General features: G+C 68.4%; 17 protein-coding genes and 1 pseudogene. 6 read left to right on the top strand and 12 right to left on the bottom strand.

All coding sequences use genetic code 11. The features are described 5' to 3' along the window. Position 1 precedes the first annotated feature (1 nt). The gene (locus tag OG817_RS44910) at positions 2-634 is read left to right on the top strand and encodes a hemerythrin domain-containing protein (protein ID WP_406051272.1); all 633 of its coding nucleotides are present in this window, start codon (positions 2-4) and stop codon (positions 632-634) included. Between the two features lie 45 nt (positions 635-679). On the opposite strand, the gene OG817_RS44905 is transcribed toward OG817_RS44910, so the two are convergent. From OG817_RS44905 to OG817_RS44895, 3 genes are all read right to left on the bottom strand, one after another. After that, positions 680-1,279 (bottom strand): adenylate kinase, encoded by a 600-nt coding sequence (locus OG817_RS44905; RefSeq protein ID WP_406051270.1) that lies wholly within the window; start codon positions 1,277-1,279, stop codon positions 680-682. 122 nt (positions 1,280-1,401) lie between these two features. Continuing rightward, positions 1,402-1,776: a VOC family protein gene (locus tag OG817_RS44900; protein ID WP_406051269.1), complete on the bottom strand. Its 375-nt coding sequence runs from the start codon at positions 1,774-1,776 to the stop codon at positions 1,402-1,404. Positions 1,777-1,778: 2 nt separating this feature from the next. Beyond that, a complete protein-coding gene (locus OG817_RS44895; protein ID WP_406051268.1) occupies positions 1,779-2,153 on the bottom strand; it encodes a YciI family protein in 375 nt (124 codons plus the stop codon). 138 nt (positions 2,154-2,291) lie between these two features. Here OG817_RS44895 and OG817_RS44890 point away from each other — a divergent pair, with 138 nt between their 5' ends. After that, the gene (locus OG817_RS44890) at positions 2,292-3,056 is read left to right on the top strand and encodes an SDR family oxidoreductase (protein ID WP_406051266.1); all 765 of its coding nucleotides are present in this window, start codon (positions 2,292-2,294) and stop codon (positions 3,054-3,056) included. Positions 3,057-3,160: 104 nt separating this feature from the next. Here OG817_RS44890 and OG817_RS44885 read toward each other — a convergent pair whose 3' ends face one another. From OG817_RS44885 to OG817_RS44875, 3 genes and pseudogenes are all read right to left on the bottom strand, one after another. Continuing rightward, positions 3,161-4,057: a hypothetical protein gene (locus tag OG817_RS44885; RefSeq protein WP_406051265.1), complete on the bottom strand. Its 897-nt coding sequence runs from the start codon at positions 4,055-4,057 to the stop codon at positions 3,161-3,163. Between the two features lie 160 nt (positions 4,058-4,217). After that, a pseudogene (locus tag OG817_RS44880) lies at positions 4,218-5,017 on the bottom strand (SAM-dependent methyltransferase). Positions 5,018-5,177: 160 nt separating this feature from the next. After that, on the bottom strand, positions 5,178-5,531 hold the full coding sequence (locus tag OG817_RS44875) for a hypothetical protein (RefSeq protein WP_406051263.1): 354 nt from the start codon (positions 5,529-5,531) through the stop codon (positions 5,178-5,180). Between the two features lie 89 nt (positions 5,532-5,620). Here OG817_RS44875 and OG817_RS44870 point away from each other — a divergent pair, with 89 nt between their 5' ends. Both OG817_RS44870 and OG817_RS44865 read left to right on the top strand, forming a co-directional pair. After that, positions 5,621-5,746: a hypothetical protein gene (locus OG817_RS44870; RefSeq protein ID WP_406051262.1), complete on the top strand. Its 126-nt coding sequence runs from the start codon at positions 5,621-5,623 to the stop codon at positions 5,744-5,746. 58 nt (positions 5,747-5,804) lie between these two features. Further along, positions 5,805-6,347 (top strand): dihydrofolate reductase family protein, encoded by a 543-nt coding sequence (locus tag OG817_RS44865; RefSeq protein WP_406051260.1) that lies wholly within the window; start codon positions 5,805-5,807, stop codon positions 6,345-6,347. Here OG817_RS44865 and OG817_RS44860 read toward each other — a convergent pair. Beyond that, a complete protein-coding gene (locus OG817_RS44860) occupies positions 6,344-6,640 on the bottom strand; it encodes a hypothetical protein (RefSeq protein WP_393379757.1) in 297 nt (98 codons plus the stop codon). The two genes, OG817_RS44865 and OG817_RS44860, sit on opposite strands and share 4 nt — an antisense overlap. Before the next feature lie 60 nt (positions 6,641-6,700). On the opposite strand from OG817_RS44860, the gene OG817_RS44855 reads away from it, so the two are divergent. Then, positions 6,701-7,228, top strand: coding sequence for a GNAT family N-acetyltransferase (locus tag OG817_RS44855; RefSeq protein WP_406051258.1), 528 nt, complete (start codon positions 6,701-6,703; stop codon positions 7,226-7,228). Here OG817_RS44855 and OG817_RS44850 read toward each other — a convergent pair. Next, positions 7,221-7,988: a class I SAM-dependent methyltransferase gene (locus tag OG817_RS44850; RefSeq protein ID WP_406051256.1), complete on the bottom strand. Its 768-nt coding sequence runs from the start codon at positions 7,986-7,988 to the stop codon at positions 7,221-7,223. The genes OG817_RS44855 and OG817_RS44850 overlap by 8 nt on opposite strands. Beyond that, on the bottom strand, positions 7,985-8,926 hold the full coding sequence (locus tag OG817_RS44845) for an SDR family oxidoreductase (protein WP_406051255.1): 942 nt from the start codon (positions 8,924-8,926) through the stop codon (positions 7,985-7,987). Before OG817_RS44845 ends, OG817_RS44850 begins: the two co-directional genes overlap by 4 nt. A gap of 96 nt (positions 8,927-9,022) precedes the next feature. Between OG817_RS44845 and OG817_RS44840 the strand changes: the two genes are divergently transcribed. After that, entirely contained in the window at positions 9,023-9,688 is a 666-nt protein-coding gene (locus tag OG817_RS44840; RefSeq protein ID WP_406051253.1) for a TetR family transcriptional regulator, read from the top strand. On the opposite strand, the gene OG817_RS44835 is transcribed toward OG817_RS44840, so the two are convergent. From OG817_RS44835 to metH, 3 genes are all read right to left on the bottom strand, one after another. Continuing rightward, positions 9,689-10,540, bottom strand: a complete 852-nt coding sequence (locus tag OG817_RS44835; protein ID WP_406051251.1) for an HAD family acid phosphatase — start codon at positions 10,538-10,540, stop codon at positions 9,689-9,691. Positions 10,541-10,640: 100 nt separating this feature from the next. Then, positions 10,641-11,117 (bottom strand): GNAT family N-acetyltransferase, encoded by a 477-nt coding sequence (locus tag OG817_RS44830; RefSeq protein ID WP_406051250.1) that lies wholly within the window; start codon positions 11,115-11,117, stop codon positions 10,641-10,643. A gap of 19 nt (positions 11,118-11,136) precedes the next feature. Beyond that, positions 11,137-14,739, bottom strand: coding sequence for a methionine synthase (gene metH / locus OG817_RS44825; protein ID WP_406051248.1), 3,603 nt, complete (start codon positions 14,737-14,739; stop codon positions 11,137-11,139). Positions 14,740-14,911: the final 172 nt, after the last annotated feature.

Raw genomic sequence — 14,911 nt, 5'->3', positions numbered from 1 at the left:
TATGGCTGAGATGAGCATGAACAAAGCGATTCACGCGGCGTTCCGCCGGGATCTGCAGCGGTTCGTCGACGCGCTGGGGGCGTTTTCCGCGGGGGATCAGCTGCGGGCCGAGCAGCTCGCGACGGCATGGGCGAACTTCGACGAACAGTTGACCCGCCACCACGAAGGTGAGCACGACATCGCCTGGCCGGCCTTGGAATCGGTCGGGGTGAGCCGGGATCTGCTGACCCAGATGGACGCCGAGCACGACACGATGGCGACCGCGTTGGCCAAGGCCCGCGAGGCGATCGCGTCCCTTCGCCGTACCTCGAGCGCCGAGGACGCGGCGACCGCACTGACCGCGATGCAGGAGCTGCAGCGGGTGACCGTGCTGCATCTGGATCACGAGGAGTCGGAGATCGAGGGGGTGTACCTGGAGAAGAAGGACACCGCCGAGATGAAGGCGATGGGCCGGCAGTTCGCCAAGGTCAGCCCGGCGCAGGGCGGTACGTTCTTCGCCTGGGCCCTCGACGGCGCCGCCCCCGACGAGACCGCCGCCATCACCGGCACGGTCCCGAAGCCCGTCCTCACCATCATCAGCGGCGTCTTCGGCCGCACCTACCGCAAGTCGGTCGCCCCGGTCTGGCGCAGCTGACCGCAAGAAGACGGAACAGCCGCGCGCTCGGTCAGGCGCGGCTGTTCAGAGGCCCGGGATGGGGCGTTCGGCCAGGGTGAGGCGGTAGGCGACCTGGAGGACTCGTTGGCGGACCTCGGCGACCTCGCCATCGCCGTCGACCTCGTGCACCAGGCCGCGGTCGCCGTACAGCTCGATCAGCGGAACGGTGTGGTCGGCGTACACCTTGAGGCGGCGCCGGATCACGTCCTCGGTGTCGTCGGAGCGGTGCTCGATCTCGGCTCGCCGCAGCAGGCGCCGTACCAGGACTTCCTGGTCGACCCGCAGGACGACGACCGCGTCGAGCCGGCGTTCCTGCGTGGTGAGGAGCTCGTCGAGTACGGCGGCCTGTTCGAGGGTGCGCGGGTAGCCGTCCAGGAGGAAGCCCGGCCGGGCGTCGTCCTCGGCCAGCCGCTCGCGGACCATCGCGATCGTCACGTCGTCGGGTACGTACGCACCGGAGTCGAGGTACTGCTGGGCTCTCCGGCCGAGGTCCGTCCCGGCGGCGACCTGGGCGCGGAAGATGTCGCCGGTCGAGATGGCTGGTACGGCGGCTTGCTCGGCGAGCATGTCGGCGTGCGTGCCCTTCCCGGCACCCGGCGGACCCATCAGGACGACAGTCGTCACAGCTCGCCCCTCCTGACTCTCGGTAAGTTCAATCAGGGTAGGCGAGCCGGACGCCTGGCGGTACGTCGTACGTCACGTCTCGCTGAGCGAGACCGGTGCGAGACCCGCAGTCGTGACCCGAGTCACCGATTGAGCATGTCCCAGGTGGACAGACAGAAGGGGTGACCGGCCGGGTCCGCGAAGACCAGGCAGTGGTCGGCGTTGGGCTGGTGGGAGTACTTGGTGGCACCCGCGGCCAGGACCTGGGAGGCGGCGGTATCCAGGTCGTCGACGTAGAAGTCGAGGTGGAACTGGATCGGAACCGTCGGCTCCGGCCAGGTGGGCGGGACATGGGCCGGATCGCTCTGGAAGTCGATCCGGCCCCCAGGCCCGTCCATGGTCGCCCAGACGTGGTCGGAGTACGCGATCCGCCCACCCGTGATCTCCGCGTAGAACGCCGCCAGTTCGAGGGCGTTCGGGCAGTTGAGCGTCGGCGAGCTCAGGCGGATCCCGGGCATCGTCACATCACCGGCCGCAACTCGACGGTGTCTCCGGGACCGGCGAAGCGGGACGCCAGTTCCTCGGCCCGCTCCCGGGAAGCGACGTCGATCAGGAAGAAGCCGGCGAGTTGCTCCTTCGCCTCGGCGTACGGCCCATCGGTCGCCACCCGGCGGCCCTTGGAGCCGACGCGGTAGATCGTCGACGCCGCCGGCGCCCCCAGCGCCTCGGCCGTCACGAACTCCCCCGACGCCGAGATCTCGGCCAGCATCTCCTCGAACTCCTTGTGCATCGCCGCCCGCTCGTCGTCCGGGATCGCCCGCCCCACCTCGGTGAAGTCGATCGTCGGGTGCCCCCACGGCTCCGGCTTCGAATAGATCAGAATCAGGTACTTCATCACAACCTCCTCCACAACGACGCACTGTGCGCCATCACCACGTAGGTCGGACCGCGCCGGCACTTCTCGACAAAACGATCGCTGTCACATCATCGCTGCCGCGGACGTCAGAGGGGTGGGGCCCGGAGGTGGGTCGTGATGAGTGGAGGAACTGTGGGCGTGATGCTGGTGACGGGTGGAACCGGGACGTTGGGGCGGCTGGTGGTGCCGTTGGTGGTGGAGGCGGGGTGGAAGGTCAGGGTGCTGAGCCGACACCCCAAGGACGATGGGGTCGAGCATGTGGCGGCGGACCTGTTGCAGGGGGACGGGATCGATGACGCTCTGAACGACGTGGACGTCGTGATCCACCTCGCGGGTGGGCCGAAGGGGGATGACGTCGGCACGCGGAGTCTCGTGCGGGCCGCGGAGCGGGCCGGGGTCAAACACCTGGTGCACATCTCGGTGACCGCGGTGGATCAACTCCCGCTGACGTACTTCAGATCCAAACTGGGCGCGGAACAGGCCGTGCGGGAGTCCTCGGTGCCGTGGACGGTACTGCGGGTCGCGCAGGTCCACGACTTCGCCTGGAACACCGCGCGCATGATGGCGAAGCTCCCGGTGCTGCCGATCCCCGGTGGGGTGCGGTTCCAGCCGGTGGACGGGCGCGACGTCGCGGCGCGGCTCGTCGAGCTGGCGCTGGGCGAGCCGGCCGGCCTCGTCCCGGACCTGGTCGGCCCGAAGGTGTACAGCCTGGGCGACCTCGCCCGCGACTACCTGCGCACCACCGGCAAGCACCGGCTGTCGATGCCGGTCCGCGTTCCAGGCAAGGCCGGCAAGGTCTACCGGGCCGGCGGAAACCTGACCCTGACCGGCGCCACCACCGGCCACCGCACCTGGGAAGCCTTCCTCGCCGAGCAATCCTGAGCACTCGCAGCCACCACTGGCGGGTTGTTTCACCGCTGGCGCGCAACAACCCGCCAGCCGGCACACAACCCGCCATCCACCAGCAACCACGCCCACCCCGGCCACTAAACGGGGAGGTAGGGATCGAGTAGCTCGGTCAGGGCCGGGACCGGAGTTGGGTCGGTGGCGAGCCAGCGGGCGATGCCGGCCAGGAAGTCCGCCGCCTGTACTCGCGGATCGTGCCTGGAGTCGACCTGCTTGAGGCTGAGGAGTGGTGGCGGTGCCGGCGCGACGGCCTCGGCCAGGTAGGCGCCGAGCCGCGCCATCCGACCTCGGGTGAGCGCGCTCTGCTCGTCGTGCACCACCGCGACCGACCGCTGCCCGGCGCTCCAGAACAACACCGTGTCGGCCACCGCGGGCACCATTGGTTCGAGCGGAGGCGGGATCGAACGATCGTCGTCGATCAACCGCAGCAGCACCTCCTCGACCCGCGCCCGCGTCACCTCGCGCAGAACCGGCACATCGGCCGGCAGCAACGCGAAGAACCGGTTGATCGCGGCATGGTCGAGCAGCCGCAATCGCTTGGTCCGCGTCATCGTGAGGAACGCGTCCAGGAAGTCGGTGCGATCCCGGAACCGCGCCACGACTTCCCCGTGATCCCGGGCCAGCCGGGTGCCATCGCCGTACGACGGCTCGTCGACGAGCAACTCGATCACCCGGCCCGCGACGTACGACGTCTTGTCGATGACATGGACATGGGCGTGCCCGCGCAGCGTGGTGAGGAACCACTCGAGCGCGGGTCGCTGCTCGGGCCGGAGCAGCAGGTTGGACTTGTACTCGGTGGTCCCTCGACGGCGGAACCGGGACTGCAGTACGGCGACCAGTTCGGCGGCCTCCGGTACGTCGAGATCCACACTGGCGTGGGTGATCACGGGCGACTCGGGGTCCAGGAGATTGCTCCCGGAGAACCCCGACTCGTCACACGCGATCTCGACCGACGCCGATGATGACGTGGGGTGCATGAGAAGAGCTCCAAGGCTGGTGGACTGCACGCTGAAGGGGCCCGTCGCGTGGACGGGCGTGATCAGGCGGGGAACCGCGTGATCAGTGAGCGGCAGCAGCAGCCTGAGCAGACATGTGACCCATCATCGGTGCGATCCGGGTCGATCCACCAGCGAATTGTCAGGGCTTGCGCGCGAGAGCGACGTACAGCAGCAGGGCCGCGCCGGTCGGACTGAGCTTCTGCTCGGCGGGCGGCCACCAGCCGGTCAGGTCGACCAGACCTGGCTCGATCAACTCGAAACCGGCCACGATCTCGGCGAGTTCCACGGGAGCGCGGAAGGTGAGGGCCGGGAAGGACTCCCTCAGCTTGTCCTCGACCGCGGTCGCGAACTCGCTCAGCCGGCTGCCGTCGCGGGAGTTCACCGGATGCGTGATCGCCAGGTACGACCCGGGCGGCACCGCGTCCAGGTAGTCGCAGACCAACCGCCGGACCTGCTTGGTGTCCGGGATCGCGTGCAGCACCAGCCCGAGGATGATCCCGACCGGCCGGTTCAGGTCGAGCGCCTCGGTGACGACCGGATGCTCGAGCACGGACTCCGGGTCGGTCAGGTCCGCACCGGCGCAGAACGTGCTGTGGTCGTCGGCGAGCAGCGCCTGACCGTGCGAGATCGCCATCAGGTCGTTGTCGACGTACACGACCTTCGCCTGCGGATCGGCCTTCAGTGCGACTTCGTGGCTGTTCGGCGCGGCCGGCAGGCCGCAACCGAGGTCGAGGAACTGACGCACACCGTCGCTGATCATCCAGCGGACCGCGTCGCCCAGCCAGCGCCGGTTCTCCCGGGCCAGGTCCGGTGCCTCAGGCGCGATCTCCAGGACTTCCTGGAACAGCCTGCGTCCACCTCGTAGCTGTTCTTACCGCCGAGGAACAGGTCGTAGAGCCGGGCCTCGGACGGCCGGTGGAGGTCGAGGTCGGGCAGCATCCGCTGGGCCTCGTTCCGCTCCGGCATCGCCCCGATCCACCTCGTTCCCGAATCCGAAAAGGTCGATTGCCGGAAGGCTACCGGCACTACGGGACGCGATCGCACCGGGGCTGCGCCGCGGAACCCGGCCCCCATCCGTCCCACCCCACGGGAGATCTGGTCACCTCATTGGCAAACGCTTGCCAGCGCTCTCGACCGTCCACAGACTGGGCAGCCACATCCGGACCCCGCCCCGAGTCACCCCCGGAGGACGCCATGCATCGCCGTACCTTCCTGGCCACCGGATTCCGGAGCCGCCGATCTGCTCGGTGTAGTTGTTCACGATCAGGTGATCGTTGCCGTAGATCCGGATTCCGTTGCTCCCGGCAAGGATGAAGTTGGCCTCGATCCGGGACCGGTTGCCGTGCCGGAGCACGATGCCGCCGAGGCCGAGCCGGATCGGTTCGCCGCCGTTGTCGCCGGCGAAGGTGTGGTCGGAGAAGTAGTTGCGAACGATCCGCGCACCCTGTGCCAACCCGTCCGACCCGGGCCCCTCGACGCCGAGGAAGATCCCGAGCGTCCTCGAGTCCCGCGATCAACGCCGCAAGCAAGAGCTACCCGAACGTGCCGAAGGACCTCGACGGTCAGCCGCGCACCGGCACGGCGGATGTCGGCGCCGACGAGTACAGCAAGGCCTCTGCGATCAACCGCCCGCTCACTCCGGCGGACGTGGGCCCGACGTCCCGATGAGTTTTCTCCTGCTCGCTCGTCTCAACAGGAACCAACCAGCGAGCGAGCAGGAGGACCCATGGCGAAGGTGCTTTATTCGGTGACGATGTCGGTCGACGGCTTCATCACCGGCCCGGACGGCGACATGCAGTGGATGCGCCCGTACCTCGGTCCGAACCCGGAGGTCGACGAACTGATCCCCCGGATCGGCTCGATCCTGGCCGGGCGCCGGTCGCACGACGGGGACGACCCGCACAAAGGCGAAGCCGGCGAGGGCCAGGCATTCGGCGGCGGGTGGAGTGGCCCGCTGTTCGTGCTCACGCACCGCCCACCGAACAGTCCCGAGCCGGGTGTCACGTACGTCGACGAGTTCGCGAAGGCGCTCTCGATGGCGAAGGAGGCGGCCGGCGACAAGTACGTCAATGTGATCGGCGCGAACGTCGCCAAGCAGTGCATCGAGGCCGGCGAACTGGACGAAGTACTGCTGCTGTTCGTCCCGGTCATGCTCGGCGACGGCACCCGCCTGTTCGACCAGCCGGGCGGCCGAACCGTCGGCCTCGAACGCCTGAGCGTGACCGGCAACGAGCTCGCCACCAACCTCTGGTTCAAGGTGGTGCACTAGAAGTCTGCGGCGGTCGAGTGCATCACCGCGCGGATCTCGACGGATCGCCCGGCGGTCTGGGAGTCCGGCAGTAGGCGGGCGAGCTCGACCGCCCGCTCGCGGCTCTCCACGTCGATCAAGTAGTAGGCGTCGATGGCGGCCGGAGCCGCTCGATCGGGCATGTGCACGGCCAGTTGTGGGTCGGCCAGCACCTCACCACAGACCAGTTCGCCCGCGTCGTACGCGGCTCGTTCGAACTCGTCGCGGCGCAGCGGCTGCTCGCCGTCGCCCTGCAGGATCACCAGGAATTTCATCGGCGCTCTCCTCTCACTGGTACGACGGAACCGAGGGAGCGGTTTTGACATGATGGCCGGATGCTGGTGCGCACCGAGCGGTTGAGCCTGCGTCGCTTCACCCCCGAGGACGCGGAGGCGTTCGCGGCGTACCGGTCGGATCCGGACGTTGCGCGCTACCAGTCGTGGGACGCACCACTCCCGCCGGCCGAGGCGCTCAAGACTGTCGAGGACTTCGCGGACGGCGATCCGATGAAGCCCGGCTGGTTCCAGTACGCCGTCGACCTGGACGGCGTACTGATCGGCGACATCGGCCTCAACCTGCACGAGAACCTCAGGCAGGCCGAACTCGGCTTCACCCTGGCCCCCGAGCACCAGGGCAAGGGCTACGCGACCGAGGCGGTCCGCGGCCTCCTCGACCAGTTGTTCGTCGAGCGCAATCTGCATCGCGTCTCGGCCGAGTGCGACGCCCGCAACACGGCGTCGGCCCGGCTGCTCGAACGCCTCGGCTTCCGGCAAGAGGGTCTGCGACTGTCGAACAGCTGGTTCAAGGGCGAGTGGACCGACGACCTCCTCTTCGGCCTGCTCCGGGCGGACTACCTCAGCTGACGGCCTTCGCGGCCCACGCCCGCGCAGTCAGCCGGATCGAGCCATCCGCCTCGATCGGCAACCGCGCACGCACCGCCTCCCGCAGTGTCTCCTGATCCGGCTCGGGCAGGCTGCGCAGGTACGCCGGCGCCGGTCCCTGACCGCCAAGGAACGGACGCCAGTAGTCGTCGAACGACGTGAACTCCGTCGGTACGACGACCGCCCGCGTGCTGACCGTGGTGAACCCGGCCTCGGTGAACAGTCCTTCGAGGCCCTCAGCCGTACAGAACGGGAAACGGACCGCTTCATCGTGTTCGCGATCCTGTGGACGTACTTCGATCATCGCGTCGAAGAAGTTCCGCATCAGCTGCATGCCTTCGGCGTAGTCCCAGACGTACGCGCCGACCGTCGACCCGATCTCCCGCATCCGCCGCAGCGCCTCGGCCCGCTCGGGGACGAAGTTGAGGACGAGCCCGGCGACCACCGCGTCGTACGGGCCGTCCGGCAGTTCGGTCGCCGACCTGACCTCGAAGCTCGCTCGCTCGTCGCGGACGTGCTGCCTCGCGTGCTCGATGAAGCCGGCCGACGCGTCGACTCCGAGCACCGAAGCTGGATCCGCCGTACGCAGGATCGTGCTGGTCAACGCCCCGGTGCCGCAGCCGACGTCGAGCCAGCGCAGGCCAGTGTGCTGGTCCAGCCAGCTCACGAAGTCGGCGGCGACCAGCCGGCTCCATCGGCCTACGTAGGACTCATAGATCTCTCCGCTCGACCACTGGGTCACTTGCGCAGGATAGGACCGTGATGCGGGAGCGCAACACCTGTGAGCTGCTCGGCCACTGACCAGAGCCTGGCGTTGTCCTCGACGTCGAGGGAACGCTTGGGCGCGGCGGCGAGTTTGGTGGGTCCGACCAGGCCGAAGAAGTTGGACGGGCCGTAGTACGCACCGGACTGGGCGTCGGGGCTGGTCGCGGCGAACAGGAGCGGCTCGGTGCCGATCTCGACGCCTTGCGACGGGAGTGGGTTGAGGCGGTGCGCGATCCGGGTAGCGAGCGGAAGCTGGTCACGACCCAGCGAGGCGCCGGCAGTCAGCAGGTTGGTGCGAGTGAAGCCCGGGTGCGCGGCGGCGCTGAGCAGGTTCCAACCACGGTCGGCGGCGAGCTTGGCCAGGTGGTTGCTCATCATGAGGTCGGCGAGCTTCGACTGCGCATACGCCAGGTTCGAGCGATAGCGATGTTCCCACTGCAGGTCGTCGAAGTGGATCCGGCCGTAGTTCGCGGTCCCGCTGCTCATGGTCGCGATCCGCGGGGCCGGCGCGGCCAGCACCAGCGGCAGCAGCCGCACGGTCAGTGCGAACGGGCCGAGGAAGTTGGAGCCGAACTGCAGCTCGAACCCGTCCTTGGTGACGTTGCGGGTCGGTGGGGTCATCACGCCGGCGTTGTTCACCAGCAGGTCGAGGTGCGACTCGTCCGCGCTCAGGCCGTCGGCGAACTCCTGCACCGACGCCAGGTCGGCGAGGTCGATCCGCCGTACCTCGAGCTGGGCGTCCGGGTGTTCGGCCAGGATCTCGGCCCGGGCGGCCTCGCCCTTGGCGACGGTCCGGACCGCCATCACCACCCGCGCACCGGCGGCGGCGAGACGCTTGGTGGTCTCCTTGCCGGTGCCGCTGTTGGCGCCGGTGACGACGGCGAGCTTGCCGGTCTGGTCGGGTACGACGTACATCGGTTCCTCCATAAAAGACTGATGGTCTGTTATGGCTTCGACGTTATCAGACCGGCGGTGCGATAACAACAGACCAGCGGTCTGTAGACTGTGAGGGTGACGACATTCCAGCGGGCCCGGAGCGAGGAGCAGCGGGCCGTCCGGCGGCAGGCGATCCTGGCGACCGCGGCGGCGATGCTGGCGGAGATGCCGGTCAGCGACGTCAGCCTGAACGAGCTGAGCCGCCGCGTCGGCCTGGCGAAGTCCAACGTGCTGAAGTACTTCGAGTCGCGGGAGGCTGTCCTGCTCGAGCTCAACAGCTCCGAGCTCGCGGCCTGGGTGGAGGACCTCGCGACCGCGCTCGCCGCCGTACCGCCGGCCGCGCCGCTCGATGAGCGGGCAGAACTGCTGGTGGATGCCGTGGTGAGCACGCTGGCAGGACGTCCGGTGTTCTGCGATCTGATCAGCACGCAGGCGTCAGTGCTGGAGCGCAACATCTCGACCGAGACCGCGATCGCGTTCAAGCGCGCGGCGGCGATTGGCTACGAACGGATGGTCGAGCTGGCTGTCGGCGCGCTACCGGAGATGGGGGAAGAGGGCGCGCGGCGCTTCATCCCACCGGCGAGCATGCTGGCCGGGGCGGTCTGGACGCACGCCCATCCCACCCCGGCCCTGCTCGCCGCCTTCGAGGCGGATCCGTCGATCTCGGCGCTGCGGATGGAGTTCGAGCCCACCCTGCGCCAGCACGTCACGACTCTTCTCGAAGGTGTACTGCCGCGCTGATTACGGCAGGTAGTAGTTCGGGTTCGGTAGCTTGAAGGTGCGGTCGGCGAATCCACCCTTCAGGTCGGAGAACTGGTCGCCGAAGTTCGCGACGATGTCGTAGCCGAGCGACTCGATGTGCGCCCGGGTGGCGGACTTGTAGTGGATCGTCGTACAGGATCCGTTCGGGTCGTTCGCGCAGGCCTTCTGCAGGTAGTCCGGGTAGTCGGCCACGGCCGGCTTGGTGAACAGGCCGTCCTCGCCGTCGCGCAACGTCGTCGGCTTCGGGAAACCGGCGTCGATGCCGATCCCGTCCTCGGTCAGGTTGCCCAGCGTCGCCGCCTCCTGCGCGGTGCCGCGACCGGTCAGGAAGAAGATCGCGTAGCCCTCCCGCTCCGCGGTCTTCACCAGGTCGACCATCCCCGGTACGGCGGGGAATCGCTGGTTCAGCACGTAGTCCGCATTGGTGGCAGGGTTGAACGCCCAGTTGCTGAAGATCTCGTAGTTCCAGGTCGCCAGCGAGGTGTCGTCGACGTCCAGCAGGATCGCCTTGGTCTTGTTGGTGTGGTGCGGCGCGGAGATCCAGCGGTTGCCGGACGCGGCCGCCGACTTGGCCTCCTTGGCGTAGTTGCTGTCCGCCGCGAACGTACCGGTGCCGAGCGGATCGCCGTAGTAGTTGCGCAACTGCTGCCGCAGTACGTCGATGTTGGTGACCTGCCGCTCGGTGCGCGGCGTCGATGTCTGAATGGCCGGCTGCTGCGAGGCGGCCCCGGCCGAGTACGCGACCCCGCCGACGACCGACGTGAGCGCGACGGCGGCGACGCCGGTGAGAACCAGCCGACGCGACGGCCGGCGCCAGGAACGGATTGCCATGGTGACCTCTCCAGGAACGGGAACGCTTGCCAAGGCAAACTAACTCCATTCGGAGCCGATACACCCGCCGTACACCCCAAGTGCAGGGGAATCCTCCGCGTCAGACCTGCTTGACGTACCGATGACACGGCACCGGAATCGCACCATCTCCCACGGTGGCGGGGTAATCGAAGGCTCCCCCGTCGCTCCAGCCGCTGCGCTCGTAGAAGCGTCGGGCCCGAGCGTTGCCCGCGGCCACAGCAAGCCACGCTTCGCTGTGCCCGTTGGCTTTCACCTGTCGCTCGGCTTCACTGAGTAGCGTCCCGGCTACTCCCGAACCACGGTGGTCGCGCGAGACGTACACCTGCTCGACCTCGTCGCCGGTCACCATCACGAACCCCGCGACCTCGTCCCCCACCACCGCGACGGTGGTGTCGGCCACCCGTTCCGCGGCACGGCTCCAGAAGGTCTCCTTGGTCCGCACCGCAACCAGTTCGTCCGGCACATGCCCCAGATGCCCGTCACCCCAACCGGCGTACCAGACCGCGGCAACGGCCTCGACGTCGGCGGCGGTGGCGGGGCGCAGGGTGTCCGTCATTCCGTCACTGTAGGGGAGTTCACGCCGGGTCGTAGGCCAGGTTCGGCCGCAGCCAGCGCTCGATCTCCTCGACGGACAGGCCGCGGCGTACGGCGTAGTCCTCGATCTGGTCGTGGCCCAGGCGGCCGACGCTGAAGTAGCGCGACGCCGGGTTGGCGAAGATCAGACCGCTGACGGCGGCCGCCGGGGTCATCGCGAACGACTCGGTCAGGCCCAGGCCGAGCTTCTCCGCCTCGAGCAGGTGGAACAACTCCTGCTTCTCGGAATGGTCCGGGCTCGCCGGGTACCCGAGGGCCGGCCGGATACCCCGGAACCGCTCGGCGTGCAGGTCCTCCAGCACCGGCTCGGCGTCCGGCTCGAACCACGCCCGCCGCGCCTCCAGGTGGATCCACTCCGCGAACGCCTCGGCCAGGCGGTCGGCCAGGGCTTTCACCATGATCGCCCGGTAGTCGTCGTTCTTCGCCTCGTACGACGCCGCGAGCGCCTCGGCACCGTGGATCGCGACCCCGAACCCACCGAGGTGGTCGCCGGACGGCGCGACGTAGTCGGCCAGGCACCGGTTGTGCCGTCCGGCCGGCTTCTCGGTCTGCTGGCGCAGCATCGGGAACGACGCGTCCAGGCCGTCGAGGATGATGTCGTCACCCTCGCTGTGCGCCGGCCAGAACCCGTACGCACCCTCGGCGGTGAAGGAGCCGTTGGCAACGATCTCGTCCAGGAGCGTGTTCGCGTCGTCGAACAGTTCGCGCGCCACCGGCTGATCCAGGATCGCGGGGTACTTGCCCTTCAACTCCCAGGCCAGGAACAGGAACTGCCAGTCGATCATCGCGCGCAGCGTCTCCAGGTCCGGCGACACCCGGCGCAGGCCGGTGAACGCGGGCACCGGGAGTTCGCCGTACTCGACCGGTTCGGCGTTGGCGCGCGCCTGGGCCAGCGTGAGCAACGGGCTGCGCTGCTTGTTCGCGTGCTGCTCGCGCAACCGCTCCTGCTCAATACTGTTGCTACGGGCAAGCTCTTGCGAACGCTCGTCGTCGAGCAGGTCCGAGACCACACCGACCACCCGCGACGCGTCCAGCACGTGCACAGTGGTCTGCTCGTACGCCGGGGCGATCCGGACCGCGGTGTGCTGCTTGGACGTGGTCGCGCCACCGATCAGCAACGGGAGCTTCAGTCCGCGCCGCTCCATCTCGGCGGCGACGGCGACCATCTCGTCCAGCGACGGCGTGATCAGGCCGGACAGCCCGACCGCATCGGCGCCCTCGGCAACGGCCGTGTCCAGGATCCTTGCCGCCGGCACCATCACGCCGAGGTCGATCACCTCGTAGTTGTTGCAGCCGAGTACGACGCCGACGATGTTCTTACCGATGTCGTGGACGTCGCCCTTGACCGTGGCCAGCACGACCTTGCCCTGGCCGCGCACCATCTCGGCACGGCCCTCCCGCCGGGCCTGCTCCTTCTCCGCCTCCATGAACGGCTCCAGGTAGGCGACCGAGCGCTTCATCACCCGGGCGCTCTTGACCACCTGCGGCAGGAACATCTTGCCGGCGCCGAACAGGTCGCCGACGATCTTCATGCCGTCCATCAGCGGACCCTCGATCACCTCGAGCGGACGGGGCAGCTGCTTGCGCGCCTCCTCGGTGTCCTCCTCGATGAAGTCGACGATGCCGTGCACCAGCGCGTGCGACAGCCGCTCCTGCACGGTGCCCTCGCGCCAGGTCAGGTCGACCTCGCGCTTGGTGCCCTTGCCCTTCACGTTCTCGGCGAAGCTGACCAGCCGGTCGGTGGCGTCGTCGCGCCGGTTGAAGATGACGTCCTCGACCAGCTCGAGCAGATCCTTCGGGATGTCCTCGTAGACGGCCAGCTGGCCGGCGTTCACGATTCCCATGTCCAGGCCGACCTTGCCCGCGTGGTAGAGGAAGGCCGAGTGCATCGCCTCGCGGACGATGTCGTTGCCACGGAACGAGAACGACAGGTTCGAGATCCCGCCGCTGATGTGCACGCCCGGGCAGCGTTCCTTGATCAGCGGCAGAGCTTCGATGAAGTTGTTCGCGTAGCCGTTGTGCTCGGACATACCGGTGGCGACGGCGAGTACGTTCGGGTCGAAGATGATGTCCTCGGCCGGGAAGCCGATCCCGGTGAGCAGGTCGTACGCACGGCCGCAGATCGCGACCTTGCGCTCGACAGTGTCGGCTTGGCCCTGCTCGTCGAAGGCCATCACCACCGCGCCGGCGCCGTAGTCGCGAATCCGCCGGGCCCGGTCGAGGAACTCCTCCTCGCCCTCCTTCAGGCTGATCGAGTTGACCACGCCCTTGCCCTGCACGCACTTCAGCCCGGCCTCGAGCACCGTCCACTTCGAGCTGTCGATCATGATCGGGATCCGGGCCACCTCGGGCTCGGTCGCGATCAGGTTCAGGAACGTGGTCATCGCCTGCTCGCTGTCGAGCAGGTCGGCGTCCATGTTCACGTCCAGCAGGTTCGCGCCGCCGCGGACCTGCTCCAGCGCCACGTCGACCGCGGCCTGGTGGTTGTCGCCCTCGATCAGCCGGCGGAACTTCGCCGAGCCGGTCACGTTGGTCCGCTCGCCGATCATGACGAACCCGGTGTCCGCACCGATCTTGAACGGCTCGAGGCCGGAGAACCGGCTGGTGTGGTCGGTCGGTACGACGGTCCGCGGCGGGAGGTCGCGCACCGCTTCGGCGATCTTCGCGATATGGGCAGGCGTCGTGCCGCAGCAGCCGCCGACGATGTTGACGAGACCGGAGCCGGCGAACTCCTGCAGCATTCCGGACGTTTGCTCCGGCGTCTCGTCGTACCCACCGAACGCGTTCGGTAGGCCGGCGTTCGGGTGCGAGGCGACGTAGGTGTCGGCGAACCGTGCGAGGTCCGCCACGTGCGGGCGCATCTCGGCAGCCCCCAGCGAGCAGTTGACGCCGACGACCAGCGGCTTGGCGTGCTCGACCGAGCTCCAGAACGCCTCGACCGTCTGGCCCGAGAGGGTCCGGCCGCTCAGGTCCACGATCGTCACCGAGATCCACAACGGCAGATGCGGCGCGACCTCGCGAGCCGCGGTGACGGCGGCCTTCGCGTTCAGGGTGTCGAAGATGGTCTCGATCAGCAGCAGGTCCACGCCGCCCTCGGCCAGCGCCGCGATCTGCTCGGCGTACGAGGCCTTCACCTGCTCGAACGTCACGGCGCGGTACGACGGGTCCTCGACCCGCGGCGACAGCGACAAGGTCACGTTCAGCGGGCCGATCGAGCCGGCAACGAATCGCCCACCGGCCTCGTCCGCGGCCTGGCGGGCGAGCTTCGCCGCGGCGATGTTCATCTCGCGCACGTACTCCTGCATGCCGTAGTCGGCCTGCCCGATGCTCGTCGCGGTGAACGTGTTCGTGGTGGTGATGTCGGCGCCGGCCGCGAGATACTGCCGGTGGACGTCGAGGATGACGTCGGGCCGCGTCAGGGCGAGCACGTCGGGGTCACCCGTGACGTCGTGGGTGTGGTCGCCGAACCGGTCGCCCTGGTAGTCCTCGGGCTTCAGCTTCGCGCCCTGCAGCATCGTGCCCCAGGCGCCGTCAAGCACTGCGATCCGCTGATCCAGCAGCTCCCGTAGCGCAGTTTCCGTCATCTGCCGTCCCCTCCAGAGTGACTCCGGAGGCGCCCTTGCAGTCGAAGCCACCAGTCGAGCGTGGCGGACCCGGCGGTCCGTTGCAGCGCCTCTCGGACTGGCCGACCTATGCTAGCGGCGTCGGTCGCAGAAATCAGGGCCTTTGCCCACATAGCGAGATGCCTGTCCGGGA

The sequence above is a fragment of the Kribbella sp. NBC_00889 genome (assembly GCF_045207705.1).
In the GTDB taxonomy this organism is placed as follows: Bacteria; Actinomycetota; Actinomycetes; order Propionibacteriales; family Kribbellaceae; genus Kribbella.
The sequence above is the reverse complement of the archived record's forward strand: the minus strand, read 5'-3'. Positions and strand labels throughout refer to the sequence as shown.